20 protein-coding genes are annotated in these 25215 nt (G+C 69.4%); 15 read left to right on the plus strand and 5 right to left on the minus strand.

The genetic code is table 11. The features are described from left to right. Window positions 1–74 precede the first annotated feature (74 nt). The 6 genes from EOE66_RS12480 (at window position 75) to EOE66_RS12505 (ending at window position 7687) form a co-directional block, all read left to right on the plus strand. On the plus strand, window positions 75–2147 hold the full coding sequence (locus EOE66_RS12480; RefSeq protein WP_128229043.1) for a type VI secretion system Vgr family protein: 2073 nt from the start codon (window positions 75–77) through the stop codon (window positions 2145–2147). A gap of 2 nt (window positions 2148–2149) precedes the next feature. Further along, window positions 2150–3880, plus strand: coding sequence for a hypothetical protein (locus tag EOE66_RS12485; protein ID WP_128229044.1), 1731 nt, complete (start codon window positions 2150–2152; stop codon window positions 3878–3880). Then, window positions 3880–4677: a hypothetical protein gene (locus EOE66_RS12490; protein ID WP_128229045.1), complete on the plus strand. Its 798-nt coding sequence runs from the start codon at window positions 3880–3882 to the stop codon at window positions 4675–4677. Before EOE66_RS12485 ends, EOE66_RS12490 begins: the two co-directional genes overlap by 1 nt. 63 nt (window positions 4678–4740) lie before the next feature. Beyond that, the gene (gene tagH / locus EOE66_RS12495; protein ID WP_128229046.1) at window positions 4741–6468 is read left to right on the plus strand and encodes a type VI secretion system-associated FHA domain protein TagH; all 1728 of its coding nucleotides are present in this window, start codon (window positions 4741–4743) and stop codon (window positions 6466–6468) included. Between the two features lie 30 nt (window positions 6469–6498). Then, window positions 6499–7260: a PP2C family protein-serine/threonine phosphatase gene (locus EOE66_RS12500; protein ID WP_128229047.1), complete on the plus strand. Its 762-nt coding sequence runs from the start codon at window positions 6499–6501 to the stop codon at window positions 7258–7260. A gap of 40 nt (window positions 7261–7300) precedes the next feature. Then, a complete protein-coding gene (locus EOE66_RS12505) occupies window positions 7301–7687 on the plus strand; it encodes a DUF4280 domain-containing protein (RefSeq protein WP_128229048.1) in 387 nt (128 codons plus the stop codon). Between the two features lie 77 nt (window positions 7688–7764). On the opposite strand, the gene EOE66_RS12510 is transcribed toward EOE66_RS12505, so the two are convergent. Beyond that, the gene (locus EOE66_RS12510) at window positions 7765–8307 is read right to left on the minus strand and encodes an OmpA family protein (protein ID WP_164885086.1); all 543 of its coding nucleotides are present in this window, start codon (window positions 8305–8307) and stop codon (window positions 7765–7767) included. A 314-nt stretch (window positions 8308–8621) separates the two neighbouring features. Here EOE66_RS12510 and tssK point away from each other — a divergent pair, with 314 nt between their 5' ends. From tssK to greB, 6 genes are read left to right on the plus strand one after another with little or no spacing between them, the layout of a single operon-like run. Further along, window positions 8622–9959, plus strand: coding sequence for a type VI secretion system baseplate subunit TssK (gene tssK / locus EOE66_RS12515; RefSeq protein WP_128229050.1), 1338 nt, complete (start codon window positions 8622–8624; stop codon window positions 9957–9959). Between the two features lie 44 nt (window positions 9960–10003). After that, window positions 10004–11338 (plus strand): DotU family type VI secretion system protein, encoded by a 1335-nt coding sequence (locus EOE66_RS12520; RefSeq protein WP_128229051.1) that lies wholly within the window; start codon window positions 10004–10006, stop codon window positions 11336–11338. Window position 11339: 1 nt separating this feature from the next. Beyond that, window positions 11340–14852, plus strand: a complete 3513-nt coding sequence (gene tssM / locus EOE66_RS12525; protein ID WP_128229052.1) for a type VI secretion system membrane subunit TssM — start codon at window positions 11340–11342, stop codon at window positions 14850–14852. A gap of 13 nt (window positions 14853–14865) precedes the next feature. Further along, window positions 14866–15612: a type VI secretion system-associated protein TagF gene (gene tagF / locus EOE66_RS12530; RefSeq protein ID WP_128229053.1), complete on the plus strand. Its 747-nt coding sequence runs from the start codon at window positions 14866–14868 to the stop codon at window positions 15610–15612. 31 nt (window positions 15613–15643) lie between these two features. Beyond that, entirely contained in the window at window positions 15644–17629 is a 1986-nt protein-coding gene (locus tag EOE66_RS12535; protein WP_128229054.1) for a serine/threonine-protein kinase, read from the plus strand. Further along, a complete protein-coding gene (greB, locus tag EOE66_RS12540; RefSeq protein ID WP_128229700.1) occupies window positions 17626–18180 on the plus strand; it encodes a transcription elongation factor GreB in 555 nt (184 codons plus the stop codon). Before EOE66_RS12535 ends, greB begins: the two co-directional genes overlap by 4 nt. A gap of 16 nt (window positions 18181–18196) precedes the next feature. On the opposite strand, the gene EOE66_RS12545 is transcribed toward greB, so the two are convergent. The 4 genes from EOE66_RS12545 to EOE66_RS12560 all read right to left on the minus strand — a co-directional run bounded on the left by EOE66_RS12545 (window position 18197) and on the right by EOE66_RS12560 (window position 22429). Then, complete coding sequence (locus EOE66_RS12545; protein ID WP_128229055.1) at window positions 18197–20485, minus strand: RelA/SpoT family protein; 2289 nt, start codon at window positions 20483–20485, stop codon at window positions 18197–18199. A 146-nt stretch (window positions 20486–20631) separates the two neighbouring features. Beyond that, the gene (rpoZ, locus tag EOE66_RS12550; RefSeq protein ID WP_054140416.1) at window positions 20632–20835 is read right to left on the minus strand and encodes a DNA-directed RNA polymerase subunit omega; all 204 of its coding nucleotides are present in this window, start codon (window positions 20833–20835) and stop codon (window positions 20632–20634) included. Between the two features lie 42 nt (window positions 20836–20877). Further along, window positions 20878–21498 (minus strand): guanylate kinase, encoded by a 621-nt coding sequence (gene gmk, locus EOE66_RS12555; RefSeq protein WP_128229056.1) that lies wholly within the window; start codon window positions 21496–21498, stop codon window positions 20878–20880. A 34-nt stretch (window positions 21499–21532) separates the two neighbouring features. Continuing rightward, window positions 21533–22429, minus strand: coding sequence for a YicC/YloC family endoribonuclease (locus tag EOE66_RS12560; protein ID WP_205702694.1), 897 nt, complete (start codon window positions 22427–22429; stop codon window positions 21533–21535). Between the two features lie 44 nt (window positions 22430–22473). Between EOE66_RS12560 and EOE66_RS12565 the strand changes: the two genes are divergently transcribed. The 3 genes from EOE66_RS12565 (at window position 22474) to rph (ending at window position 25204) form a co-directional block, all read left to right on the plus strand. After that, window positions 22474–23442 (plus strand): serine/threonine protein kinase, encoded by a 969-nt coding sequence (locus tag EOE66_RS12565; RefSeq protein WP_054140413.1) that lies wholly within the window; start codon window positions 22474–22476, stop codon window positions 23440–23442. Between the two features lie 6 nt (window positions 23443–23448). Then, window positions 23449–24363 (plus strand): PP2C family protein-serine/threonine phosphatase, encoded by a 915-nt coding sequence (locus EOE66_RS12570; RefSeq protein WP_128229058.1) that lies wholly within the window; start codon window positions 23449–23451, stop codon window positions 24361–24363. A 112-nt stretch (window positions 24364–24475) separates the two neighbouring features. Further along, window positions 24476–25204 carry a ribonuclease PH gene (gene rph / locus EOE66_RS12575; RefSeq protein WP_128229059.1) on the plus strand — a complete coding sequence of 243 codons (729 nt, stop codon included), beginning with the start codon at window positions 24476–24478 and terminating at the stop codon, window positions 25202–25204. The last annotated feature ends 11 nt before the right edge of the window (window positions 25205–25215 follow it).

Genomic DNA, 25215 nt, shown 5'->3' on the forward strand with positions numbered 1-25215 from the left:
GACGCCTGCATGCGCGGCAGTGGCGCCGCCCTGCAGTGGCCGGTCAACACTGATCACCGAACCCCAGAGTAGCCATGCCTGAAGCCTCACCTTTGCAGATGGAACTCGTCGCCAGCGGCGCCTCGACGCTGAAGTTCCGCAGCATGGTGGCCGACGAGGAAGTCTCGCGCCTGTTCGAGTTCCAGGTGCTCGCCATCGACGAGAGTGAATCCACCTCGGCTGACGACCTGCTCGGCACCAGCGCAGCGGTCTCGCTGGAGGTGAGCGACAGCGACAAGCGCTGGTTTCACGGCTTGGTGGCGGGCTTCGGCGTCGACGGCGTGGATGGCCGGCACGTGCGCTACCGCCTCACCCTGCGCCCATGGCTGTGGCTGCTCACTCGGCGCTCGAACATCCGAATCTTTCAGGAGATGACGGCGCCCGACATCATCAAGGCGATCTTCGGCGAGTACACGAGCACCTTCGTCGACGAACTCAGCGGGAGCTACGCCACGCGCACCTACTGCGTGCAGTACCGCGAGTCGGACTTCAATTTCGTCAGCCGGCTGATGGAGGAAGAGGGCATCTTCTATTTCTTCCGCCACTCGGCAGACAAGCACGAACTCGTGCTGGCCGATGCCCCGAGTTCGCACCAGCCCTTTGCGCCCTTCGCCACGGTGCCCTTCGACGACGACCCCGAGCAGATCGTCGGCGAACCCGTCATCAGCCAATGGCGCATGCAGCACGAGATCCAGACGGGCAAGAGCACGCTTCGCGACTACGACTATCTCGCACCGGCCACCGACCTCACGTCCACGACGGCGGCATCCACCCGCAGCCATGCCGAGAACGCCTACGAAGCCTACGACTACCCGGGCCTCTACAGCGTGAAGGCCGACGGCGATGCCCGCGCCACCATCCGCCTCAACGAAGCCGAGAGCCGCTTCGCGCGTTTCACGGGCGAGGGCAACACGCCGGGGCTCGTGGCCGGCGCCAAGTTCACGTTCGCGCAGCACCCGCGTGCCGACCAGAACACCGATTACGTGGTGCTGGCCACGCACATCGAGATGCGGCAGACGGGCTACGAGGCCGGTGCTGCGGGCGACACGCTGTTTGCCTGCCGCTTCACGGCGCAGCCCTATGCAGAGCCCTACCGGCCGGCGCGCATCACACGCAAGCCCTCGGTGGCCGGCCCGCAGACGGCCGTGGTGGTGGGCGATGGTGACGCCGGCGACATCTTCACCGACGAACATGCGCGCGTGAAAGTGCAGTTCCACTGGGACCGCCTGGGCGAGAAGAACGCGAGCAGTTCCTGCTGGGTGCGTGTGGCCAGCCCGCTGGCCGGCAACGGCTGGGGCATGATTTCCTTGCCGCGTCTGGGCCAGGAGGTGGTGGTCGATTTCCTGGAGGGCGACCCCGACCAGCCGCTCATCACCGGCCGCGTCTACAACGCGACGCAGAAGCCGCCCTATGTGCTGCCCGACAACGCCACGGTCAGCACCTTCAAGAGCCGCAGCAAGCTCGGCGAGGCCGCCGATTTCAACGAACTGCGCTTCGAAGACAAGGCCGGTGAAGAGTACGTGCTGCTGCACGCGCAGAAAGACCGGTTGGAGTTCGTCGAGGGCACTTTCAAATCGCACATCGGCATCGGAGATGGCGAGGGCGACGAGCACCGCACGGTCAAGAAAGACCGCAAGGAAAAGATCGAGGGCGAGCAGCACCTCAAGGTGGTGAAGGACGTGCGCCACCAGTACGACGCCAAGTACAGCATGAAGGTCGGCCAGGGCATGCTCTTCGAAGGCGGCGACATCTGGAGCCTGAAGACCGCGGGCGACGTCACCACGGAATCCGGTGCGTCGATCTCGTTGAAGTCCACCAGCGACATGCACCTGAAGATCGGCTCCAACCTCGGTGCCGACGCGGCGCAGAACGTGCACATCAAGGGCGGCATGAACGTCGTCATCGAAGCCGGCATGCAGATCAGCATCAAGGCCGGTGCATCGTCCATCGTGCTCGGGCCCGATGGCGTCTCGATCACGGGCACGATGGTCAAGGTCAACTCCGGCGGTTCTGCCGGCAGTGGCAGCGGCGCCAGCCCGGTGGCCCCCACGGCGCCTGACGAGCCTGTCGAGCCCGACCTGCCCGAAGACCCGCTCACGCACCGTTGACCGTGAGCCGTCCGCCCGACACCGAGGCCCGGGAAGCGGCTGCCTGGGCCGCTTTCGTCCATCAACTGGCCGAGCACCTGGCAGCACAGTGGCCGGCCATGCAGGAGCGGCTGGGCGACAAGCACCACGCCTTCGTCGAATTGGCGGTGCAGCAGGGCCTGAAGCTGGGCTTCACCCGCGCCGCGAGCGTGGCCCGGTTTGCCAACCTCAGCTTCGTGTGGGGCCCGAGCTTCCACGAGCGTGCGGGCTTCGAATGGGCGCAGGGTCTGCTGGCAGCCCCGCGTGACCGTGAATGGGCCACCCTGCACCAGCTCGTGCGTCGTTCCCTGCTGGAACTGGCACGCCTGCCGGACGCGCAGATCCAGCCCGAGGCCCTTCGTGGCGCGGACGAGCGGCTGATGGCTCGCTTCGGTGCGCTGGGGACTGTGGGCGCCCTGCATCCACCCGAAGCCTTGCCCTTGCCGCTGCTGGCTTGCGACCTGGAGGCCGTGGAACTGCGGCTGCTGGAGCCGGCGGTCACCGAGCAGTACCAATGGCAGGCCGGGCAGTGGCAGCGGGTGGCGCTGCCCAGCCCCGCACCGGTGCGCGTGGATGCGGCCAACCCGATGCCGCGCCTGGTGGGGGTGCTGGCGCACCCGCCGGGTGTGAAACCCCAGGCGCGCGTGCAACTGCGTTCGCGCAGCCACGCGGTGTGCAACGGTGACGTGCACCCGGCCTTGACCTTTGGCGGCACGCACGGCCGGTGGCGCTGGGCAGGCCACGAAACCCGGGCGGTGAGCTGGCCTGTCAGCACCTTGGCCCAGCCCGGGCCCGCGGCCGGGCCGGGCACGGCGATCGCCGAGGAAACCTCGCCCGACATCTTCAAGCTCGATCTGCAGGTCTGTGGCCTGCGCGACGAGGGCGACGCACTCGGGGCCCAAGGCACGCTGCTGTGGGCCTGGCCCGCGGCGCAGTGGTTCGTCGACATCGAGCGGCAGGCGCCTGCTTCACAGCCCGTGGTGGCCGGGCAGGCGCAAGCCTCCAGGCCGGCCACCCGCTGCCGCGTGGAGTGCGATGGCCAGGGCCAGGATGCGCAGCCGCTGCGCCGCGGCTTCGAGCAGGGGCTGGATGTCGCCACGGCGCAGGCGCTGCAGCAGTTGCTGAAGACGCTGTCGGCCATCGAGGGCTGCGGCCCGGTACGGCTGGAGGGTGTGCTGGCCTTGCTGGTCGGCCGCGCCGCGCTGACCTGGGGCTGGTGCCAGGGCCCCGGTGGGCTGGATGGCCGGGCCTTCATGCGCCTGCTGGGGGCGCTGGAGATGCAGGGCTGCCAGGCCGACCTGCAGGCCGAGACCGAATTGGCGCTCGATGGCGGCCGCGCCCGCCTCATGCTGCGCTGTGTGGGCACGGCCGACCTCCGGCTGCAGTTGCGCCGCGAAGCACCCGATCCGCCGCTGCTGCCGACGCTGATGCCCGCGCGCCTGAGCTTGCGTCTGCCATTCACGGCCGAGCTCACGCCGCTGGCCACCGACACCGGCAGCCTGCTGCAGATGGCCGGCCCCTGCACGGGCGCCCTGGTGGGCGAGGTGGGCCTGAGGCCGCGCACTTCGGGCGGCAGCGGCTGGGAGTGGTTCGCGCAGTTGCGGCTCGAGCCCGGTCAGCTGAAGCTGGCGCTGGTCGATCCGGTGCTCGGCCAGCGGCAGTTCATGCACCCGCTGTGGCCCGCGATGACGCTGCTCGACTGGAGCCTGGCCTGATGGAACGCCTGCTGGTTCTTCGCCTGGACAGCATCGGTGTCGTTGCCGAGGCCCAGCTCAACGGTGTGCCCCTGGCGCGCAGCGGGCCGGCGGCCGGTGCCGTGACCGTGCCCATCCACGAGTACACGCTCTCGGGCGCGAACGACCTTCAACTCGTCATACAGCCGCCACCGCCCGGCCAGGCCGGTGCGCCTGCGCCCCTGCTCAGCGATGGCCAGCGCGGTGCCAGCCTGCGCCTGCTGCTGCCGCGCATTGGGCAGCTGGCGCATCCCGAGAACGCTCGCACGCTGGCACAGATCGACTGGGCGCCGCCCTCCGGCGAGGTCAGCGAAGTGCCGGCCACCTTGCGGCAGACGGTCGAACTGCCCATCGCCTTTCCGCGCTGGCGCTGGTTCGACGCGCCGCCCGTGCCTGATCCGCAGGTCCTGCTGCCGCAAGCCGCCGCCTACCTGCAAGGGCTGGCGCTGGGGCTGGCCCGGGGCGACCCTGAACCACTTGTGCTGGCCGCACGCCTGCGGTTCGAGGAACTGGCGCTCGCCTACCAGCGCAACTTGGCCGATGACGTCGGCCGCCTGCGCCTTCAAGTGCAACAGTGGCATGCCAAGGCACCCTTGCAGCCGCCGATGCCCAAGGCCGATGCCTTGATGCTGCGCCCGCTGGCCGGCGGTCGCTTGCTGGAGTGCCTGACGCCCGACGGCCTCTTGCCGGCCTTGCACAGCCCCGTGGCCGGTGGGGGCCGCATCGCGTGGCCGCTGCGGCTGGCGGTGATCGAGGGCCGTTTCTATGTCATCCGCTGAATCAGCACGACCGGTCTGCGGGCCCGCTATGCTGCGCGCCTTGCCCCATTCCGGAGTTTTCGCATGATCGTGCTGAGGGTGCTCAGCTACAACGGCAGCCCGGCCGACGGGCCTTCGGCCCAGTTCGACGAACTCGGCGGCACCATCGGCCGCGCCGACAACAACCAGCTCGTGCTGCCAGATCCGGAGCGCACCATCTCACGGGTCCACGCGCGGGTGGTCTTCCGTGCTGGCGGCTACGCGGTGGTGGACAACGGCAGCAACCCCATCAGCGTCAACGGTCAGGTCATCGGCACCGGGCGCGAGCACCCCTTGAAGGTGGGCGACGAACTGATGATCGGCGGCTACCTGCTCGCTGCCGAGGCGCCTGGCGCCTTGAAGAGCGACGACCCGTTCGCCGATCTGTTCGGTGATGCGCCGCTGGGCCTGGCCGCACCGGCTGCGCCTGCCGCCCCCCGAACAGCGCCTGGCGTTGCGCAGCGCACCGCGATGCCCAGTGCAGGCGCGTGGCCGGCGCCCGCGCCGGTAACGGCCCCCCCGCCGCCTGTCTGGGCTCCCGCGCCTTCTGCGGCCTGGCCGCCGCCGCCGCCGCCGCGTTCGCCTGCGGTCAGCGCTGCTGCCATTCCTGACGACTGGGATCCGTTCGCGCCAGATCCCGCGGAGCCGCCCGCACCTGCTGCCGGCCGCAGCACCCCGGCCGACGCCTTTGCGAGCCTGCCGGCAGGCGGGGGCGACTCGCTCGACGACCTCTTCGGGCTGAGCGGGGCGCCTTTAAGCGGCGACCCGCTGGGCGGTGCGCCGCAGCAGGCCCTGATGGCGCAGCCGAACACGGCCCAGCACGACGACGCCCTGCAGTCGCTGGCGCGCACCGCCACCTTGATGCCGGCCAGCCGCAGCGACCACGCCTCGGAGCTGAACCTGCCGATGTCGCTGCCGCCTGTGCAGGCGCCGCCGGCCCACCTGGCACCGGCGCCTCTGCCGCAAGGCGCTATTTTTTCCTGGAACGACCCGCCTCGCGACGGCCGCGTCGTCACCTTGCCCGGCCTGCGCCGGCCGGATGCGCCGCCACCTCTGAAGCGGGCCGAGCCTGCGTTGGTCTCCGCCCCCGCCGCTGCGGCAGCCTCCCGTCCCGAGGCCGCGAGGTCGCTGCCGGCTGCAGGGGGCCCCGGGCCGGCAACAGCGGGTGCTGCCGATGCCGAGTTGCTGCAGGCTCTTCTGCGTGGCCTGGGCGTGCCTGGCCTGCGCCTGGACGCGCTGACACCGCAGACCATGGAACTCGTCGGGCAACTGCTGCGCGAGTCCACGCGCGGCGCGGTCGAGTTGCTGGTGGCGCGCGCCGCGCTCAAGCGCGAGATGCGCGCCGAGATGACGATGATCGTCTCGCGCGAGAACAACCCACTGAAGTTCTCGCCCACTGTCGAGGTGGCCTTGCAGCACCTGCTGGGGCCGCCGGCGCCGGGCTTCATGCCTTCGGCCACCGCGATGCGCGACGCCTTCGACGACCTGCGTGCGCACCAGCTCGGCGTCATGGCCGGCATGCGCGCCGCACTGGAAGGCGTGTTGCAGCGCTTCGATCCGAAGCAGCTCGAAGGCAAGTTGAGCAAACGCTCGGCCATCGACAGCATCATCCCGGCCACGCGCAAGGCGCGCCTGTGGGAAGCCTTCAACGAGCTCTTTGCGCAACTGCAGACCGAGGCGCAGGACGATTTCGACGAGATCTTCGGCAAGGCCTTCCTGAAGGCCTACGAAGACCAGCTCGACCGGCTGCACAACGAGGCCGGGCCGCGCTAGCATGCGCTGCACAGGCAGGAGGGGGCCCGCATGCTTGCACTCGAAGTAGCCTTGCTCAGCGACCGCGGCGGCCGCAAGTACAACGAGGATGCCTGTGGCCACTGGCACTCGGGGCGCCACCTGTGCTGTGTGCTGGCCGATGGCGCAGGCGGCCACGGCGGGGGCGACATCGCCTCCAGGCTGGCGGTGCAGGAACTCATCGCCCGCTTCTCGCAACAACCCTCGGAGCGAGCCGCTGAGCTCGAGCGGCTGCTGCGCGTGACCAACGACGTGCTCATCAGCGAGCGTGTGCCGGGCACCGCGAAGCAGGACATGCACAGCACCGTGGTCTGCCTCGTCATCGACTTCGTGCAGCACACCGCGCACTGGGCGCATTCCGGCGACTCGCGCATGTACTGGTTCCGCCAGGGGCGTGTGCTCGACCGCACGCGCGATCACAGCCTCGTGCAGGGGCTGGTCGATTCCGGCGTGTTGACGCTGGAGCAGATCCGCTCGCACCCCAAGCGCAGCGAGCTGCGCAGCGCGCTGGGGCTGGCGCCGGAGATGCTGGAAGTCAGTGCGCGCGAGGCGGCTCAAGAGGTGCAGGCCGGCGACGTCTTCCTGCTGTGCACCGACGGGCTGTGGGAGTACCTCGATGACGAGGTGCTCGAGAGCACGCTGGCCGCCGCGCCCAACCCCGGGGCATGGATCGGCGAGCTCGCAACGGCGGTGCGTGCTGCCGCGGCCCACAAGACCAGCCACGACAACTTCAGCGCCCTGACGGTGTGGACGCGGGCCGCACCGGCGGCCTGAAAGCCCTCAACACGCCAACCAATCCCAGGAGTTCGCGGACATGGCCAAGCAAGTCTGCATGGGCGCGATGATGCAGTGCTCGATGGGCATGGCCCCGAGCTCGCTCGTGCCCACCCCGAAGACCGTGATGACCAGCGGCGTGATGGCCGCGAACATCATGGACAACATCCCGATCATGAACATCCCGCCATTCGGGATGTGCCAGAGCCCGTCCAACCCCGTGGTGGCCGCCGCCACGGCGGCGGCATTGGGTGTGCTGACGCCCATGCCCTGCGTGCCCGCCACCCCTGCGCCTTGGGCTCCGGGCGCTGCCACGGTGCTGGTCTGTGGCATGCCGGCACTGAACGACAGCTCGAAGCTGACCTGCATCTGGGGTGGCAGCATCAGCATCAATTTCGCCGGCCAGGTCACCCACGACATCCCGTGAAATGAAACAAGCCCGCGGCGAGCGGGCTTGTCGGTCGATGCGTGGCAGCCCCTGCGGCTGCCGCCTCGGGCGCCTGCTCAGGACGGCGGCGTGGCGCGGCCGATCTCGACGCGGCGGTTTTCCGGCGCGAAGGGGTCCTTGGAATTCTTCGGTGCCGCGGCGCCCACGCCGACCGGGGCGATCATGGCGGGGTCGGCACCCAGTTCGACCAGGAAGTCGCGCACGGCGTCTGCGCGGCGCTGCGAGAGCTGCAGGTTGGCTGCGGCCGCACCGGAGGCGTCGGCGTGGCCTTCGATGCGCACGACCTTGCCACTGCCCCGCTTGGACTTCAGCACTTCGGCGAAAACCTCGAGCTGGCGCTTCAGGCCGTCGGGCAGCTCGGCCGAGCCCAGGCGGAACGAGGCTGCAGGCAGCGAGTAGCGCACAGCGGGCTTGAAGCCCATGCACTTGAAGCCGGCGGCCTTGAGCTGTTCACAGGCGTCTTCGGGGAAAAGACCCTCGGCAACAGCCTTGGCATCGGGCACGGTTTGGCCCATGTCGACAGCTTCGGACGCCAGGGCGGGCAAGGCCGCCGCAGCGGCCACGGCCAGCAGGCAGCGGGCCAGGAAACGGGGTTGCATCATCGGAGGCTCCTTGACGACAAGAAGAGGGTGGTGCGGCGGTCGGCAGTCTCCTGTGAGGAGCGGCCGTCACGGGCTGCTTGCACGACCATGCGCGACGGTGAGCGGTTCCAAAATGATACTCCCCGCCCCGGTAGCTTCCTATCCCCACATGAGAGGGCGTGGTACCCCGGAAGGTCGCGCTGCGGCTGCGGCTTCGGCTAGCCTTTGCAGCGGGGTGACGGGCTGGGCCTGCCCGTGTATCGTTGACAGCCCCGGCCCGCAAACGGCGTGCCTCGCAGCGCCCGAACAAGACGCAAGGACCGCAGCTCCCGATGACTTGGCACAACAAGGTGATGTGGACGGAGGGCATGTTCCTCCAGCCACAGCACTTCCAGCAGCAAGACCGATTCGTTGCCCGTCAGCTCGAGGGCCGCATCACGGCAGGCCTGCCGTGGGCCTGGGGGTTTCTGTCTCTGCAGGTCGATGACGCGGCACTGCTGCAAGGCCGCATCCAGATCACCGGCGCGCGCGGCGTGCTGCCCGATGGGCTGGCCTTCTCCATCCCCAACGACGAGCCTGCGCCGCCCTCGCTGGAGGTGCCCGGCGACGCGCGCGACGAACTCGTCGTGCTGGCGGTGCCTTTGTCGCGGCCGGGCGTGACCGAGAGTGACGTCGAGGCTGGCGAGAGCTCGATGCCGCCGCGCTGGCGCGTGGCCGATCTCGGCGTGGCCGACATCCACGCGTCGAGCTTGCGCGAAGCGCCCTTGCAGGTGGGGCGCCTGAACCTGCGGCTGATGCTGCAACGCGACCTCAACGACGGCTATGTGGCCATCGGTGCCGTGCGCGTCATCGAGCGCCGGTCCGATGCGCGCATCGTGCTCGACTCGCAGTTCATACCGCCGATGCTGCACGCGCCCGCGCAGCTCATCCTCGACGGCTACCTGCGTGAAGTGCACGGCATGCTGCAGCAGCGCGGCGAGGCACTCGGTGCACGGCTGGCGCAGCCGGGGCGCTCCGGCACGGGCGAGATCGTCGACTTCCTGCTGCTGCAGGCCATCAACCGCTTCCAGCCGATGTTCGCGCACCTGCAGCGCGTGCCGGTGCTGCACCCCGAGCGCTTCTACCACCTGTGCCTGGGCCTGGCCGGCGAGCTCTCCACCTTCAGAGAGCAGCGGCGGCCTCCGGCCTACCCCGAGTACCGGCACGACGACCTGACGAGTTGCTTCCGCGCGGTGATGTCCGACCTGCGGCAATCACTGTCGCAGGTGCTGGAGCAGACGGCGCTGCCCATCGACCTTCAGGAGCGCAAGCACGGCATCCGCGTCGCTGTCATCGGCGACGCCGAGTTGCTGCGCAGCGCGATGTTCGTGCTGGCCGTCAACGCGCAGATGCCGGGCGAGGCGCTGCGCATGCGTTTCCCCACGCAGGTCAAGATCGGCCCGGCCGAGCGCATCCGCGATCTCGTCAACCTGCAGTTGCCCGGTGTCACGCTGCGCGCGCTGCCCGTGGCGCCGCGCCAGATCCCGTACCACGCCGGCTTCACCTATTTCGAACTCGAAACCCGCGGCAACGAGCTCTGGAAGCAGCTCGAGAGTTCGGGCGGGCTCGCGATGCACATCGCTGGCGAGTTCCCTGGTCTGGCCCTCGAGTTCTGGGCCATCCGCGGCTGACCGCCCGAGCGCGCGCTGGCCGCCCCCACTGAGGTTCTTTCCGGATGAGTGACAACGACAGCCCGAAGGACCCCTTCGCCGCCTTCGAGTCCGACCGCACGGTGATCAAGCCCAGCGCAGGCCGCGGTGCGCGCCCTGCAGCGCCAGCACCTGCGGGGGCGCCGCCGGTGGCCGCCGCCGGCCCGGCCCTGGCGCAGGTGCCGCTGCCTGAGTTGCCGGCTCACGCCAGCCTGAATCCGCTGGTGCAGGCCGCGGCGCCGCTGCTCAGCGCCGCACCACGCCTGCGCGCGACGTTGCGCCACCCCGACCCGGCCGGTCTGCGGGTGCAACTTGTCGAGTCCGTCAAGCGCTTCGAATCGGTGGCACGGGCGCAGGGCCTGCCCAATGAGCAGGTGGTGGCCGCGCGCTACATCCTGTGCACGCTGCTCGACGAATCGGCCTCCAGCACGCCCTGGGGCGGCTCGGGCGCGTGGTCGTCGCAGAGCCTGCTGGTGCACTTCCACAACGAGGCCTGGGGCGGCGAGAAGGTGTTCCAGCTGCTCACGCGCCTGGTCGAGAACCCCAGCCAGCACCGCAACTTGCTGGAGCTGGTGTATGCCGTGCTCTCGCTGGGTTTCGAAGGCCGCTACAAGGTCTTGAACGACGGCAAGGCGCAGCTCGACAGCGTGCGTGAGCGGCTGGCCGGCAAGCTGCGCGAACTGGCCGGCCCGGCCGAACGCGAGCTGTCGCCGCAGTGGCAAGGCGTGGCCGCCGCGCCGGCGCGGCTGAGCGACGGCGTGCCGCTGTGGGCCGTGGCGGCGGTGCTGGCGGGTGTGCTGCTGGCGCTCTTCCTCGTGCTGCGCCTGACGCTGAACGCGCAGACCGACGCCACCTTCACGGCGCTGCAGGCCATCGACACCAAGGTGGTGGCGGCGCCGCCAGCGCCGCCACCGGCCGCGCCCCCGCCGCCGCGCCTGGCGCAGCTCTTGAAGAGCGACATCGATGCCGGCGCGCTGGAGGTCAAGGATCTGGCCGACCGCTCCGTCGTCACGCTGCGTGGCGACGGCGTGTTCGACGCCGGCAGTGCCGACCTCTCCGGCAAGGTGCGCCCGCTGTTCGAACGCATCGGCGCCGCCCTGAACCAGGTGCCCGGCCAGGTGCAGATTGCCGGCCACACCGACAACCAGCCCATCCGCTCCTTGCGTTTCCCGTCGAACTGGCACCTCTCGAAAGACCGCGCCAACAGCGTCAAGGCGCTGCTGGGCGCTTTCGTGAAGCCGGAGCGCCTGAGCGCCGAAGGGCGGGCCGACACCGAGCCGCTGGCCGACAACGGCAGCGCCGACGGGCGCGCGAAGAACCGCCGCGTCGAGATCACGCTGTTCGCCACGGCGCAGAACTGACATGAAGAACTTCCTGCGCAAGGTATTCAGCCCGCTGGTGCTGGGCATCCTCGGCCTGCTGGCCCTGTCGGCCATCGTCTGGTTCGTCTTCCCGCTCATCCCGCTGGGCGAGACGCGACCCCTCGGCACGCTGTGGCTGCGGCTGCTGGTGCTGGTGTTGATCTGGGGCACCTGGGGCGGTGTGATGGCCTGGAAGGCGCACCAGCGCCGCAAGACCAACGCCGCGCTGCTGCAAGGTCTTGGCGCCGGTCCCTCGGCCAGCGACAAGGAAGCGCAGGTGCTCGCCACCCGCTTCAACGAGGCCGTGCAGCGCCTGAAGGCGGCCAAGGGCAAGGGCGCCTTCGGCGGCGGGCAGTACCTGTACGAACTGCCCTGGTACGTGTTCGTCGGCGCGCCGGGCTCGGGCAAGACCACGGCGCTGATGAACGCCGGGCTGCAGTTCCTGCTGGGTGACAGCAAGGACGGCAAGGGCTCGGTGCAGGGCGTGGGCGGCACGCGCAACTGCGAGTGGTGGTTCACGCAGGATGCGGTGCTCATCGACACCGCCGGCCGCTACGCCACGCAGGAAAGCGACAAGGACGTCGACGCGAGTGCCTGGGACAACTTCCTCGCGCTGCTGAAGAAGACCCGCCCGCGCCAGCCCATCAACGGCGTGCTGCTCACCGTCAACATCCAAGACCTGCTGCAGCAAGGCGCGCCTGAGCGCAAGGAGCACGCCGCCAAGCTGCGCGCGCGCCTGAACGAACTGCAGACCAAGCTGGGCGTGCGCGCGCCGGTGTACGTGCTGGTCACCAAGGCCGACCTCATCGGCGGCTTCAACGAGAGCTTCGAGGCCCTGGCCAAGGACGAGCGCGACCAGGTCTGGGGCTTCACCTTCCCGCACGACCTGCCGGCGGGTGAAGACCCGATGGCGCAGTTCCCGGCGCTGTACCAGCAATTGCAGCAGCGCCTGGTGGCGCAACTGGTCGACCGCCTGGAAGCCGAGCGCGACGTGCTCAAGAAGAGCGCGATCTTTGCCTTCCCGCAGGAGTTCGCGGCGCTGCAGGGCGTGCTGGCCGACTTCCTGCGCCAGGTGTTCTCGGGCGGCGGTGCCGTGGAGACCGCGCCCCGCGTGCGCGGCGTCTACTTCACCAGCGGCACGCAGGAAGGCTCGCCGATCGACCGCGTGATGGGCGCGCTGGCTTCTTCCTTCGGCATGGGCGGCCGCAACGCGGCGGTGGCGCCGGGGCGCGGCAAGAGCTTCTTCCTGCACCGCCTGCTGAAGGACCTGGTGTTCGCCGAGCGCGGCCTGGGGGCGTTGAACCCGGTGGCGGAACGCCGGCGCCACGCGCTGCGCCTGGGCGTGATGGCGAGCTTGGCTGTCTTCAGCGTCATCGTGGCCGTGGGCTGGGCCGTCAGCCGTGCGCACAACCTCGACCACGCCGCCCAGGTGGCCGAGCGCCTGCCGCAGCTGCGGCAGGGCGTCGAATCCTTGCCGCCGGCCACCAGCGCCGACGTGGCGCCGCTGGTCACGCCGCTGAGCGCCTTGCGCGATGCCGCGAAGGTCGAAGGTGTCGACCTCGACAACCCGCCGCTGCTGCACGGCCTGGGCCTTTACCAGGGCGACAAGCTCCAGGCCGGCGCCCAGATCGCTTACCACCGCGTGCTGCAGAAGGCGCTGATGCCGCGCGTGGCCGGCCGTCTGGAAGAGCGCCTGCGTGCTGCCAACAAGGACAACCTGGAGGCCGCGTACGAGGCGCTGAAGAGCTACCTGATGCTGCACCAGCCCGAGCGCTTCGACGCCGAGGCGCTGCAGGCCTGGATCGGCGTTGACTGGGACGCCAACTATGGCCGCATGGCCCCGGAAGAGCGTGCGCAGCTTGATGCGCATCTCGCGGCGCTGCTGGCCCTGGGCCCGCCGCGTGCGGCGATCGCGCAAGACGCCAACCTCGTGGCCAGCGTGCGCGAGATGCTGGCGGCCTACCCGCTGGAGTACCGCGTCTACAGCCGCGTCAAGCGCCAGTACAAGCCCGGCAGCGCGAACGATTTCAGCGTCGCCGCAGCCGCCGGCCCGAACGCAGCGCAAGTCTTCCAACGCACCAGCGCCGAGCCCTTGAGCAAGGGCATCAGCGGCCTGTACACCAAAGACGCCTACCGTCGTCTGGTGCTGCCGGCCATCAAGGAAGCCACGCCGCGCCTGGCGCAGGAAGAGGGCTGGGTGCTGGGCCTGCGGGTCGACCCGGCGCGCCTGCGCGACGCCACGCTCGGTGATGCCATCACCGACAAGGTCAAGCGCCTTTACTTCGAGGACTACATCAAGACCTGGGACGCCTACCTGGCCGACGTCAAGCTGGTGAAGCTGAACGACCCCGAGCGTGCGCTGGCTGTCTCGCGCATCTTGTCGGCGGTCGATTCACCGCTGGCCGCCTACCTGCGCGGCATCACCGAGCAGACGCGCCTGGTGCAGGCCGCCGCGGCGCCGAACGCCCTGGAGAAGGCCGCCAACCAGGCCAAGGCCGATGCTGCGCGCCTGGCCGGCGCAGCGCCTGCCGCCGGCGGCGCGGGCGGGCCGCTGGAGCGCATGGTCGACGACCACTTCGCCGGTTACCACCGCCTCGTGACGGGCGACCCGCCGCCGATCAACGACACGCTCAAACTCTTCGGCGAGCTTTACGCGCAGTTGGCCGCTGTGGACGCCGCCAAGAAGAGCAAGACGCCCCCGCCGCCGCCTGGCGGTGCCGAGAAGGTGAAGGTGGCCGCTGCCGGACAGCCCGAGTTCGTGCGCGGGCTCGTCGAGCAGTTGGCCGATGCCACCGCCGGCCAGAGCCGCGGCGCCGAGCGCGAGGGCCTCACCGCCGAGTTGCAGCCCATCGCCGAGATCTGCAACCGCAGCATCACCAACCGCTACCCGTTTGCCAGCGGCAGCAAGGCCGATGTGCTGCCGGAAGACTTCGGCCAGCTCTTCGGCCAGGGCGGGCTCTTCGACGAGTTCTTCAAGGCACGCCTGGCCACCATCGTCGACACCAGCACGCCGACCTGGACCTACCGCCCGCTGGCCGATGGCACCAAGCCGGTGTCGCCGGCGGCGCTGGCCGAGTTCCAGCGTGCGCAGCGCATCCGCGAGGTGTTCTTCCGCAGCGGCGGCAAGACGCCGGCCATCCGCATCGAGATGCGCCTGTCGGAGCTGGAGCCTTCGCTGAAGGAGCTCAGCTTCGACATCGATGGCCAGGTGCAGAAGCTCACCACCACCTCACCTTCGATCAGCATCGCCTGGCCCAGCCCGCGTCTGGCCTCGGTGATCAAGATGAGCACGGGCCTGGGCAACGCCGGCCCGCTGGTGCAGACCGATGGCTCGTGGGCCTTGTTCCGCCTGTTCGAGCGCTTCCAGATCGAGCCTGGCGCGGTGCCCGAGAAGTTCAGCGTGATCATGAACCTCGACGGCAAACGGGCGCGGCTGGAGGTCATCGCGGCCAGCGTCTTCAACCCCTTCCAGCTGCGCGAGATTAAGCAGTTCCGCTGCCCGGCGGCGCTCTGAGCCAGCGCTCCTTATGCCGAACCCGGCCACCCACCCGCCTGCCACGCCGAGCGCGACCTCCGCCGGCCAGCCGCCGGGCTGGCATGGCAAGCTGCCTTCGCTGGGGGATTTCGCCTCGCGCCGGCTCGGTAGCAGCTTCATCGAACCCTGGGACGGCTGGCTCGCCAGCGGCCTGCTCGCGTTGCGCGAGCAGCGGCCCGAGGGCTGGCTGCAAGACTACCTGGGCTCGCCGAGCTGGCGCTTCCTGTTGATGCCCGGGGTGCTGCCAGGAGAGGCTGGCCGGCAGGGCTGGGCCGGGGTGCTGATGCCCTCGGTCGACCGCGTGGGCCGCTACTTCCCGCTCACGCTGGTGCTGCCGCTGGGCGCCGGACCGGCCCACACCCAAGAAATGCAGGGGCTGTGGGCTTGGCTCTCGCGCCTGGACGAACTGGCCCGCGATGCGCTCTTCGAAGACTGGACCGCCGACCGCTTGGAGGACGAACTGGCCCGCATGGCGCTGCCGGCCCTGAGCCCGCCGTCGGCGGAGGCCGCAGTGATGCCGACCGTGGCTGGCGCGCTGGTGGCGCCGGTCGGGGCCGGCCCCGCCGATGCCGCGCTGCACATTGGCGCGCAGGCGCAGGCGGCCTGGGCCGAAGGGGCCCGTGGCCTGGCCTGGTGGCACGCCCGGCCCGACGAGCAGGCACCCCGGCTGTGGGTCTCGCGCGGCCTGCCCGGTGCTGCGGCCATGACGCATCTCTTCGGCCCGGCTGCGACAATCTGAGCTTCCGCATACCGCACAGCCCCACCCGGACATGACCCCCGACGCTTCCGACGACGACCGCACCGTCATCCGGCCGCCCGGCGCAACGCCGCCCACGGGCTTCCAGCCCACGCAGTGGTCGGCCGGCAATGCCGGGGGCGCCGCGCCCCCGTCGGAGGCGACACAGATGGTGGCGCCACCGCCGGCCGATGGCGGACACCTGCCGGTGGGCACGATGCTGGCCGAGTTCCGCCTCACCGAACTGATCGGCGAGGGCGGCTTCGGGGTCGTCTACAAGGCCTTCGACACCTCGCTGGAGCGCGAGGTGGCACTGAAGGAGTACATGCCTTCGTCGCTGGCGCAGCGCGTGGGCGGCGGCACGCAGGTGCAGGTCAAGAGCGAGCGCTACCGCGAAACCTTCGAGGCCGGCCGCGAGAGCTTCGTGAAGGAAGCGAAGATGCTCGCCAGCTTTGACCACCCGTCGCTGGTGAAGGTCTACCGTTTCTGGGAGGCCAACGGCACCGCCTACATGGTGATGCCGCTGCTCAAGGGCACCACGCTGAAGGACGTTCTGCGCGACATGAAGCGCGGCGGCCAGCCCATCGACGAGCCCTGGTTGCGCGGGGTGCTGAGCCAGATCACGGAAGCGCTGCTCGTCATCCACGCCGAGCAGGTCTACCACCGCGACATCGCACCCGACAACGTGATGTTCCTGCCTGAGAAGGGCCGCTGGCTGCTGCTCGACTTCGGCGCGGCGCGGCGCGTCATCAGCGAGCAGACGCAGGCGCTGACGGTGATCCTGAAGCCGGGCTACGCGCCGGTGGAACAGTACGCCGAGATCCCGGGCATGAAGCAAGGCCCGTGGACCGATGTCTACGCGCTGGCCGCGGTGCTGTATTTCGCCATCGTCGGCCGCACGCCGCCCCCCAGCGTGGGCCGCATCCTCAACGACACCTACCAGCCGCTGGTGGAAAGCGCCGCCGGCCGTTTCAGCGAGCGTTTCCTCGGCGCCATCGACCGCGCGCTGGCCGTGCGGCCCGAGCACCGCACGCAGAGCATCGGCGAACTGCGCCAGGACATCGGCCTGGGTGACAGCGTGCCCGTCGAGTCGCATTACGCGACGCAGCCGCTGCCCCCCGGCACCGAAATGCCTGCGCGCTTTCCTGCCGAAGCCACCCAGGCCTATGCACCCACCGCCCGTGGGGCGCCCGCGCCGCAGACCTCGATGCCCGCCCCGCCGGCGCGGCCTGCTGCCGCCGCGCCGTCGGCCGCCGTGGCGGACCAGACCCCGCCAGCCAAAGGCAAGGGCGCGATGATCGGCGTCGGCGCAGGCGCCGTGGTGGCCATCGCGGTGGGGCTGTACTTCGCGCTGGCCCCCAAGCCCCGGCCGGCGCCGGTGGACCAGACGGCGGTGCCCGCGCCAGCCCCTGCGCCGGCTTCGGCCGTGGTGGCTGCAGCGCCTGCGCCAGCACCGGCTGCGGCACCGCCCGCCGTGGCTGTGCCCGCGCAGCCGACCGGCTTCGAACCCGCGGCCGAGTTCGACCGTGTCGTGAAGGCGCAGACACCGGGCTTCGGCGTGCGCCTGCTCACCAACAAGACCAGCTACCGCATCGGCCGCGACGACCTCACCATGACGGTGCAGGCCGAGCGCGACGGCTACCTCTACCTTTTCGTGCACGGCGCCGACAAGTCGCTGCTGCAACTGGTGCCCAGCTTCACCTCGGGCTCGGTGAAGGTGAAGAAGGGGCAGATCCTCAAGCTGCCGCTGCCGGGTGAAACCGCCTGGGAGACCAGCGGCCCGGCCGGCCCGACCGACCTGCTGGTGATGGTGTCGCCGCGCCAGCGCGACCACAGCGCGCTCAAGCCCAAGAAGGACGGCTCGATCCGCGTCTTCCCGACCGGTGCCGAAGCGGCCGCCCTGGCCGCCAGCTTCGACGGCACCGGCCCGGTGATGGCCGGCAAGCCGCTGTGCACCCCCAACCAGCCCTGCGAAGACGAGTTCGGTGCGGCGCTGGTCCGCGTCGAGATCGTGCCCTGAACAAGGCCTTCGTCAAGGAGCCCGAGGGGGACGACGAGGAAGACGGCCCGGGCCTGCCGCCGCTGCCGGCGGGCACGCGCAACTACATCACCCCCGCGGGCTACCAGCGGCTGCGCACCGAACTGATGACGCTGCTGGACGTAGAGCGGCCCAAGGTGGTGGAGACCGTCTCCTGGGCCGCCAAAAACGGCGACCGCAGCGAAAACGGCGACTACCTCTACGGCAAGAAGCGCCTGCGCGAGATCGACCGCCGCATCCGCTTTCTCACCAAGCGACTGGACATCGCCGAGGTGGCCGACCCCTCGGCCCACCACGGCAGCGACCAGGTCTTCTTCGGTGCCACCGTCACCTACGCCACCGCGTCGGGCGAGGAGCGCACCGTCACCATCAAGGGCATCGACGAGGCCGACAGCCTGCAGGGCGAGGTGAGCTGGATCGCTCCTATCGCCCGCGCGTTGCTCAAGGCGCGAGAGGGTGACGAAGTGACGCTGGTCACGCCTGTCGGTGTGGAGAAGATCGAGGTGGTGGAGGTCCGCTACCCGGCCCCCTGACCGGCGGCCTGCGGGCTCAGTGCAAGCGCGTGCGCGAGACCTTCAGCACCACCGGCGAACGCCGCATCGTGCGCAGCACGTCGGCCAGGTGCACGCGGTCGCGCACGCTGATGAGCAGGCGCAGTTCGGTGGTTTCCTGCGCCGGGGTGGGGTCCATGTCGAGATGGGTGATGTCGGCCTCGGCACTGCTCACGGCCGAAGCCACCTGCGCCAGCACACCCTTGCCGTTCTGCACCAGCACGTGCAGCTGGGTCTCGAAGCTGCGCGTCATCTCTTCGGCCCAGTCGACGCGCATCCAGCGTTCGCTGTCGCGCTCGAGCAGGCGTTTGGCGGTGGGGCAGTCGGCGGTGTGCACCATCAGGCCTTCTCCGCGGCCCAGGTAGCCCACGATGTGGTCGCCGGGGATGGGCCGGCAACAGGGCGCGAACTGGATGGAAGCGCCTTCGCTGCCGTCCACCAGCACCTCGCCCTGCGTGAAGGCGTTGTCGTCCTGGCCATAGCGGCCCAGGGTCAGCGTGACGGCGTCGGGCCTGATGCCGCGCTCGCCCATCATCTGCGCCAGGCGCTTGGCCACGATGATCGCGATCTTGCGGCCCAGGCCGATGTCCACCAGCAATTCGCCGCGGTGGCGGTTGCCGCCCCAGCGCGCCAGCTGCTGCCACAGCGCCGCTGCGGCGGTGTCGGTGGGGTCGGCCGAGGGCGGCTGCAGGCCCTCGGCGCGCAGGGCCTGGGCCAGCAGCTTCTCGCCCAGGGCCCGCGACTCCTCGGCCTCCATGTTCTTGAGGTGGTGGCGGATCTTGCTGCGCGCACGCCCCGTGCGCACCATGCTCAGCCATGCTGGGTTGGGCTTGGCGCCGGGCGCGGTGATGATCTCCACCACGTCACCGCTCTTGAGCTCGGTCCGCAGCGCCACGGGCTCGCCATTGACCTTGGCAGCCACCGTGTGCTGGCCGACATCACTGTGGATGGCGTAGGCGAAATCCACCGGCGTGGCGCCGCGTGGCAGCGCCAGGATCTTGCTGCGTGGCGTGAAGACGTAGACCGCGTCGGGGTGCAGGTCGATCTTCACGTGCTCCAGGAACTCGGCCGCGTCGCGCGTCTCGTTCTGGATATCGAGCAGGCTCTGCAGCCACATCGCACTGAGCTGCTGGGCGTCGGCCGTGGCGTTGCGGCGGTCGTTGGTCTTGTAGATCCAGTGCGCTGCGATGCCCTTCTCGGCCACCGCGTGCATGGCCTCGGTGCGCACCTGGAACTCCACCGCCGTGCCCAGCGGGCTGACCAGCGTGGTGTGCAGGCTCTGGTAGCCGTTGGCCTTGGGGATGGCGATGTAGTCCTTGAAGCGGCCGGGCACCGGCTTGTAGAGCTGGTGCAGCACGCCCAGGGCGATGTAGCACTCCGTCAACGTGGGCACGACGATGCGGAAGCCGAAGATGTCGTTGACCTGCGCGAAGCCGGCGTGCTTCTCGCGCATCTTCTCGTAGATGGACGAGACGGTCTTCTCGCGGCCGCTGACCTGCACCTTCATCTTCTGCTGGACGAAGGCTTCCAGCACTTCCTTCTGCACGCGCTCGACGATGTCGCGCCGATGGCCGCGCGCCCGTTGCACCGCCTTCGACAGCGCCCCGTGCCGCCACGGGTGCAGCATCTCGAAGCACAGTTCCTGCAGTTCGCGGTAGGTCTGGTTCAGGCCCAGGCGGTGGGCGATGGGGGCGTAGATGTCGAGCGTCTCGCGCGCGATGCGCTGGCGCTTGTTCGGCGCCATGGCCTGCATCGTGCGCATGTTGTGCATGCGGTCGGCGAGCTTGATGAGGATGACGCGCACGTCGCGCGCCATCGCGAGCAGCATCTTGCGGAAGCTCTCGGCCTGGCTTTCCTCGCGCGTGTTGAACTGCAGCTTGTCGAGCTTGGTCAGGCCGTCGACAAGGTCTGCCGTGGGCGCGCCGAACTTTTCGATCAGCTCGGTCTTGGTGACGCCCTGGTCTTCGATGGTGTCGTGCATCAGCGCGGCCATGATGGCCTGCGCATCGAGTTTCCAGTCGGCGCACAGGCCGGCCACCGCGATGGGGTGGGTGATGTAGGGCAGGCCGCTGGCGCGGTACTGGCCCAGGTGGGCGGCGTCGGCGAACTTGTAGGCCTCGCGCACCTGCTTCAGTTCGGCCTTGGAGAGATAGCTGAGCTTGACGTTGAGCTCGGCGTAGGACGTGACCTCCACCGACAGTTCGGCCGGGCCTTGCGCCAGCGGGCCGCGTTGCAGCCCTTGCAGCGCGGCAGGCAGCAGTTCGGCGGCAAGGGAACGCAGGCTCATGGCCCGAATTTAGCCTGCTTTGTGCACACCGGCCGTGCGCCGGGGCAATGCGCCGCGCATCCTCTTGCGGCTTGTGCGGAACCAAACAAAAGGGGCCCGGCCGTCAGGCGGGGCCCCTCATGGGGAAGCGAGGCTTCAGTCGGGCGTCAGACGGGCACCTTGCGCAGCATCTCGACACCCACTTCGCCGGCGGCGATTTCGCGCAGGGCAGTCACGCCCGGCTTGTTCTTGGTCTCGATCTTGGGCGCGTGGCCCTGGCTCAGCATGCGGGCCCGGTAGGTGGCAGCCAGGACGAGCTGGAAGCGGTTCGGGATCTTGACGAGGCAGTCTTCGACAGTGATGCGGGCCATGGGTGCCTTCGGGGGTGTTTCAGGTGTGAGGCCGGCCCGTTTTCAGGCCAAGCCCAGCGCAGCGAAAACCTGCGAGCGGTTGCGCTGCTGCGCGGCGTACTTCAGGCGCTGGGAGTGAACGACCGTCTTCAGGTCGAACAACGCCGTCTCGAACAAGCTGTTGATGATAACAAAGTCGAAGTGCCGGGCCTGGGCCACCTCGGTGCGCGCGTTGGCCATGCGCGTGGCGATGACCTCGGGCGTGTCTTCGCCGCGGCGGTCCAGGCGCTGCATCAGTTCCCCCCAGCTCGGCGGCAGGATGAAGATCAGCACCGCGTGCGGGAACAGGCGCTTGATCTGCAGCGCGCCCTGCCAGTCGATTTCCAGCACCACGTCCTGACCGTCCGTCAGGCGCGCTTCGATGGCCTTGCGGCTGGTGCCGTAGAGGTTGCCGTGCACCTCGGCGTGCTCGAAGAAGTCGCCATGCGCGACCATCGCGCGGAATTCGGGCTCGGTGATGAAGTGGTACTCGCGGCCGTCCACCTCCTGCCCGCGCGGCTTGCGCGTGGTGTGGCTGACGGAGACGGCGAGCCGCGAATCGAGCTCCAGCAGTGCCTTGACGAGGCTGGACTTGCCGGTGCCGCTGGGCGCCGCGACGCAGAAGAGGTTGCCTGGTGTTTCCATGGCGGGATTTTCCCTCAGCGCCGCGGCCGCGGGCCTATTCGACGTTCTGCACCTGCTCGCGCATCTGCTCGATGGCCACCTTCATCTCCACCGACAGGTTGGTGAGTTCCAGCGCCGCGCTCTTGCTGCCCAGGGTGTTGGCCTCACGCTGGAGTTCCTGGATCAGGAACTCCAGGCGCTTGCCGAGCTCGCCGCCGGTCTTCAGCAGGCGCTCGATCTCGTCGAGGTGCGAACCCAGGCGTCCCAGTTCTTCGGCCACGTCGATGCGGATGGCGAAGGCCGCGGCCTCGGCCATCGCGCGTTCGTGCAGGCTCTGCGCAGGGATGGCGGCGCCAGCCTGCACGGTGGCCAGGGCCTCGTTCCAGCGTTCGAGGAAACGCGCCTGCTGGCGCTGCACCACCTGGGGCAGCAGCGGCGCGGCCTGCGCCGCCAGTTCGCGCAGGCGGGCCACGCGTTCCAGCAGGATGGCCGCCAGCCGGGCGCCTTCGCGCGCCCGCGCCTCGCGCAGGCCCTGAATGCAGCGGCGGGCGGCGTCCAGCGCCGGTTCGTCGAGCTTGACCGTGGTGCTGCCGCCCTTGCACCAGTGCAGCACCTCGTTGACGCTCAGCGGCCGCGCGCTGGGCAGCCAGCCCTGCACGTTGCCCTGGTGGTGAGACAGCCGGTTGAGCTGTTCGCTGGTGGGCGCGGGCACGGCGCTGTCGGTCTCGCGGCTGGTGGCCACGCGCAGCTCGATCTTGCCGCGGCGGAAGGCGCCGGTGAGCAGTTCGCGCAGCGCCGGCTCCAGGCCGCGCAGCTCGTCGGGCAGGCGCAGGGACAGGTCGAGGAAGCGGCCGTTGACCGAGCGCGCCTCCACCGTCACCGCGGCGGTGGAGGCCGGGGCCGTCTCGCCGGTTTCGCCGCCACTTGCCGCCGCGTTGGCGTAACCCGTCATGCTATAAACAGCCACTCTTTTCGCCTCAAAAGTCACACCCGATTATGTCGAAGCCCAAACCAGCGCCGTTGCCTTCGGGCACCGTGGTAGGGGGCTACACGATCGTCAAGAAACTGGCTGCTGGCGGCTTTGGCGTGGTGTACCTGGCCGAAGGCGACAACAAGCAGCTCGTTGCGATCAAAGAGTACCTGCCGGCCAGCCTGGCCGAGCGCTCCGCCGGCGAGCTGACGCCGCGTGTCAAGCCCGACAAGCAGCCGCTGTACCGCCTGGGCCTGAAGAGTTTCTTCGAAGAAGGCCGCAGCCTCGCGCAGATCAGCCACCCCAGCGTGGTGAGCGTGCTGAACTTCTTTCGCGAGAACGAAACCGTCTACATGGTGATGAACTACCTGCAGGGCGACACCCTGCAGGACTTCATCGTCACCGCGCGCGATCTCAAGCGCGACAAGGTGTTCCGCGAGAGCACCATCCGCAGCTTGTTCGACGAGATCCTGCGCGGCTTGCGCATCGTGCACCAGCACAAGATGCTGCACCTGGACATCAAGCCGGCCAACATCTTCGTCACCAACGACAACAAGGCGGTGATGCTCGACTTCGGCGCCGCGCGCGAGGTCCTGAGCAAGGAGGGCAACTTCATCCGCCCGATGTACACGCCGGGCTTCGCAGCGCCCGAGATGTACCGCCGCGACGGCACGCTCGGCCCCTGGACCGACATCTACGCCATCGGCGCCTGCATCTACGCCTGCATGCAGGGCTACCCGCCCAACGACGCGCCGCAGCGCATCGAGAAAGACCGCCTGGCGCTCAGCCTGAGCCGCCTGCGCAACGTGTACTCCGACAACCTCATCGAGGTGACCGAGTGGTGCATGAGCCTCGACCCGCTGAGCCGCCCGCAGAGCGTGTTCGCCCTGCAGAAGGAGCTGGCGCGCGAGACCGAGCGCCGCTACACCAAGCTGAGTTTCGGCGAGCGGCTGAAGCTGCAGATCGAGACGCTGAAGACGGGCCAGAAGGCCTGACGCCGCATGCAGTTCTCCGTGTACCAGGTCAGCCGCAAGGGCGGGCGCGAGAAGAACGAAGACCGCATGGGCTACTGCTACACGCGGGATGCCGGGCTGTTCGCGCTGGCCGACGGCATGGGCGGCCACCCCGAAGGCGAGGTGGCCAGCCAGCTGGCTCTGCAAACCATGTCGGCGATGTTCCAGCGCGAGGCCAAGCCCAAGCTGGCCGACCCGCTGCGCTTCCTGCAGGAAGCCATCATCGCCGGCCACCACCAGCTGCTGCGCTACGCCACCGAGCGCGCGCTGATGGACACGCCGCGCACCACCATCGTGGCCTGCGTGCTGCAGGGCAAGCAGGCCTACTGGGCGCACTGCGGTGATTCGCGCCTGTACTTGGTGCGGGGTGACAAGCTGGTGGCGCGCACGCGCGACCACAGTTATTCGGAGTTGCAGGAAACGCTGTCGCATGTGGTGCCCATGGGCGACCGCGTCAACCGCAACGTGCTTTTCACCTGTCTCGGCAGCCCGGGCAAGCCGGTGGTGGATACCGCGGGCCCGCTGGTGGTGCACCCCGGCGACCGCGTGATGCTGTGCAGCGACGGCTTGTGGGGCAGCCTGCCAGACAACCAGATCACCGACATCCTGGCCCAGCACCAGATCGGTGATGCCGTGCCGGAACTGGTGGAGCGTGCACTGCGCGTGGCCGGCGAGAAGAGCGACAACGTCACCGTGCTCGCGGTCGAGTGGGAATCGGCTGAAGACATGGACAGCAAGGGCGCCATCAGCACGCTGTCGCTGGGCGATGAGGTTTTTGCCTCCACCATCCAGGCCAGCCTGGGCGCCGATGCGAACGCCGACGACCTGGACGAGGCCGAGATCGAGCGCAGCATTCGCGAGATCAACGAAGCTATCCAGCGGTCCTCAGCGCGCAAGCGCTGAGGACCGCTGGATAGCTGGCGCTGTCCGTTCAGCTCCCCCGAGCCCCCTCCGGGAGGGGCTCCAGTCAGACGGACCACAATCGTCGGGTTCGCACTCGACGATTTCCTACCCCATGAGCTTCTCCCGTTCTTCCGGCCGCGCCGCCGACAGCCTGCGCCCGGTGCGCATCCAGCGCCACTTCACCAAACACGCCGAAGGCTCGGTGCTGGTGTGTTTCGGCGACACCCAGGTGCTGTGCACCGCCTCGGTGGAAGAGAAGGTGCCGCCCTTCAAGCGCGGCAGCGGCGAGGGCTGGCTCACGGCCGAGTACGGCATGCTGCCGCGCGCCACGCACACGCGCAGCGACCGCGAAGCCGCCAAGGGCAAGCAGAGCGGCCGCACGCAGGAAATCCAGCGCCTGATCGGCCGCAGCCTGCGCAGCGTCTTCGACCTGCAGGCCCTGGGCGAACGCACCATAAGCCTCGATTGCGACGTGCTTCAGGCCGACGGCGGCACGCGCACCGCGGCCATCACCGGCGCTTTTGTTGCCGCGCACGACGCGATCTCGGTGCTGCTGGCCCAAGGCAAGCTCACGGCCAGCCCCATCCGCGATTTCGTCGCGGCCGTCTCGGTGGGCGTGGTGCAGGGCGTGCCGCTGCTCGACCTGGAGTACACCGAAGACTCGGCCTGCGACACCGACATGAACGTGGTGATGACGGGCAGCGGCGGTTTCGTCGAAGTGCAGGGCACGGCCGAAGGCGCGCCCTTCTCGCGCGCCGAGATGGACCAGCTGCTGGCGCTGGCCACCAAGGGCATCGCCGAACTCAACGCGCTGCAGCGCCAGGCGCTCGGGGTGGCCTGATGGGCGGCGCT

The sequence above is a fragment of the Rubrivivax rivuli genome (genome assembly GCF_004016505.1).
GTDB classification, from domain to species: domain Bacteria; phylum Pseudomonadota; class Gammaproteobacteria; order Burkholderiales; family Burkholderiaceae_C; genus Rubrivivax; species Rubrivivax rivuli.

Coding starts and splice junctions, on each gene's coding strand:
- EOE66_RS12480 (WP_128229043.1), top strand. CDS start 75: ATGCCTGAAGCCTCACCTTTGCAGATGGAACTCGTCGCCAGCGGCGCC.
- EOE66_RS12490 (WP_128229045.1), top strand. CDS start 3,880: ATGGAACGCCTGCTGGTTCTTCGCCTGGACAGCATCGGTGTCGTTGCC.
- tagH (WP_128229046.1), top strand. CDS start 4,741: ATGATCGTGCTGAGGGTGCTCAGCTACAACGGCAGCCCGGCCGACGGG.
- EOE66_RS12500 (WP_128229047.1), top strand. CDS start 6,499: ATGCTTGCACTCGAAGTAGCCTTGCTCAGCGACCGCGGCGGCCGCAAG.
- EOE66_RS12505 (WP_128229048.1), top strand. CDS start 7,301: ATGGCCAAGCAAGTCTGCATGGGCGCGATGATGCAGTGCTCGATGGGC.
- EOE66_RS12510 (WP_164885086.1), bottom strand. CDS start 8,307: ATGCAACCCCGTTTCCTGGCCCGCTGCCTGCTGGCCGTGGCCGCTGCG.
- tssK (WP_128229050.1), top strand. CDS start 8,622: ATGACTTGGCACAACAAGGTGATGTGGACGGAGGGCATGTTCCTCCAG.
- EOE66_RS12520 (WP_128229051.1), top strand. CDS start 10,004: ATGAGTGACAACGACAGCCCGAAGGACCCCTTCGCCGCCTTCGAGTCC.
- tssM (WP_128229052.1), top strand. CDS start 11,340: ATGAAGAACTTCCTGCGCAAGGTATTCAGCCCGCTGGTGCTGGGCATC.
- tagF (WP_128229053.1), top strand. CDS start 14,866: ATGCCGAACCCGGCCACCCACCCGCCTGCCACGCCGAGCGCGACCTCC.
- EOE66_RS12535 (WP_128229054.1), top strand. CDS start 15,644: ATGACCCCCGACGCTTCCGACGACGACCGCACCGTCATCCGGCCGCCC.
- EOE66_RS12545 (WP_128229055.1), bottom strand. CDS start 20,485: ATGAGCCTGCGTTCCCTTGCCGCCGAACTGCTGCCTGCCGCGCTGCAA.
- rpoZ (WP_054140416.1), bottom strand. CDS start 20,835: ATGGCCCGCATCACTGTCGAAGACTGCCTCGTCAAGATCCCGAACCGC.
- gmk (WP_128229056.1), bottom strand. CDS start 21,498: ATGGAAACACCAGGCAACCTCTTCTGCGTCGCGGCGCCCAGCGGCACC.
- EOE66_RS12560 (WP_205702694.1), bottom strand. CDS start 22,429: ATGACGGGTTACGCCAACGCGGCGGCAAGTGGCGGCGAAACCGGCGAG.
- EOE66_RS12565 (WP_054140413.1), top strand. CDS start 22,474: ATGTCGAAGCCCAAACCAGCGCCGTTGCCTTCGGGCACCGTGGTAGGG.
- EOE66_RS12570 (WP_128229058.1), top strand. CDS start 23,449: ATGCAGTTCTCCGTGTACCAGGTCAGCCGCAAGGGCGGGCGCGAGAAG.
- rph (WP_128229059.1), top strand. CDS start 24,476: ATGAGCTTCTCCCGTTCTTCCGGCCGCGCCGCCGACAGCCTGCGCCCG.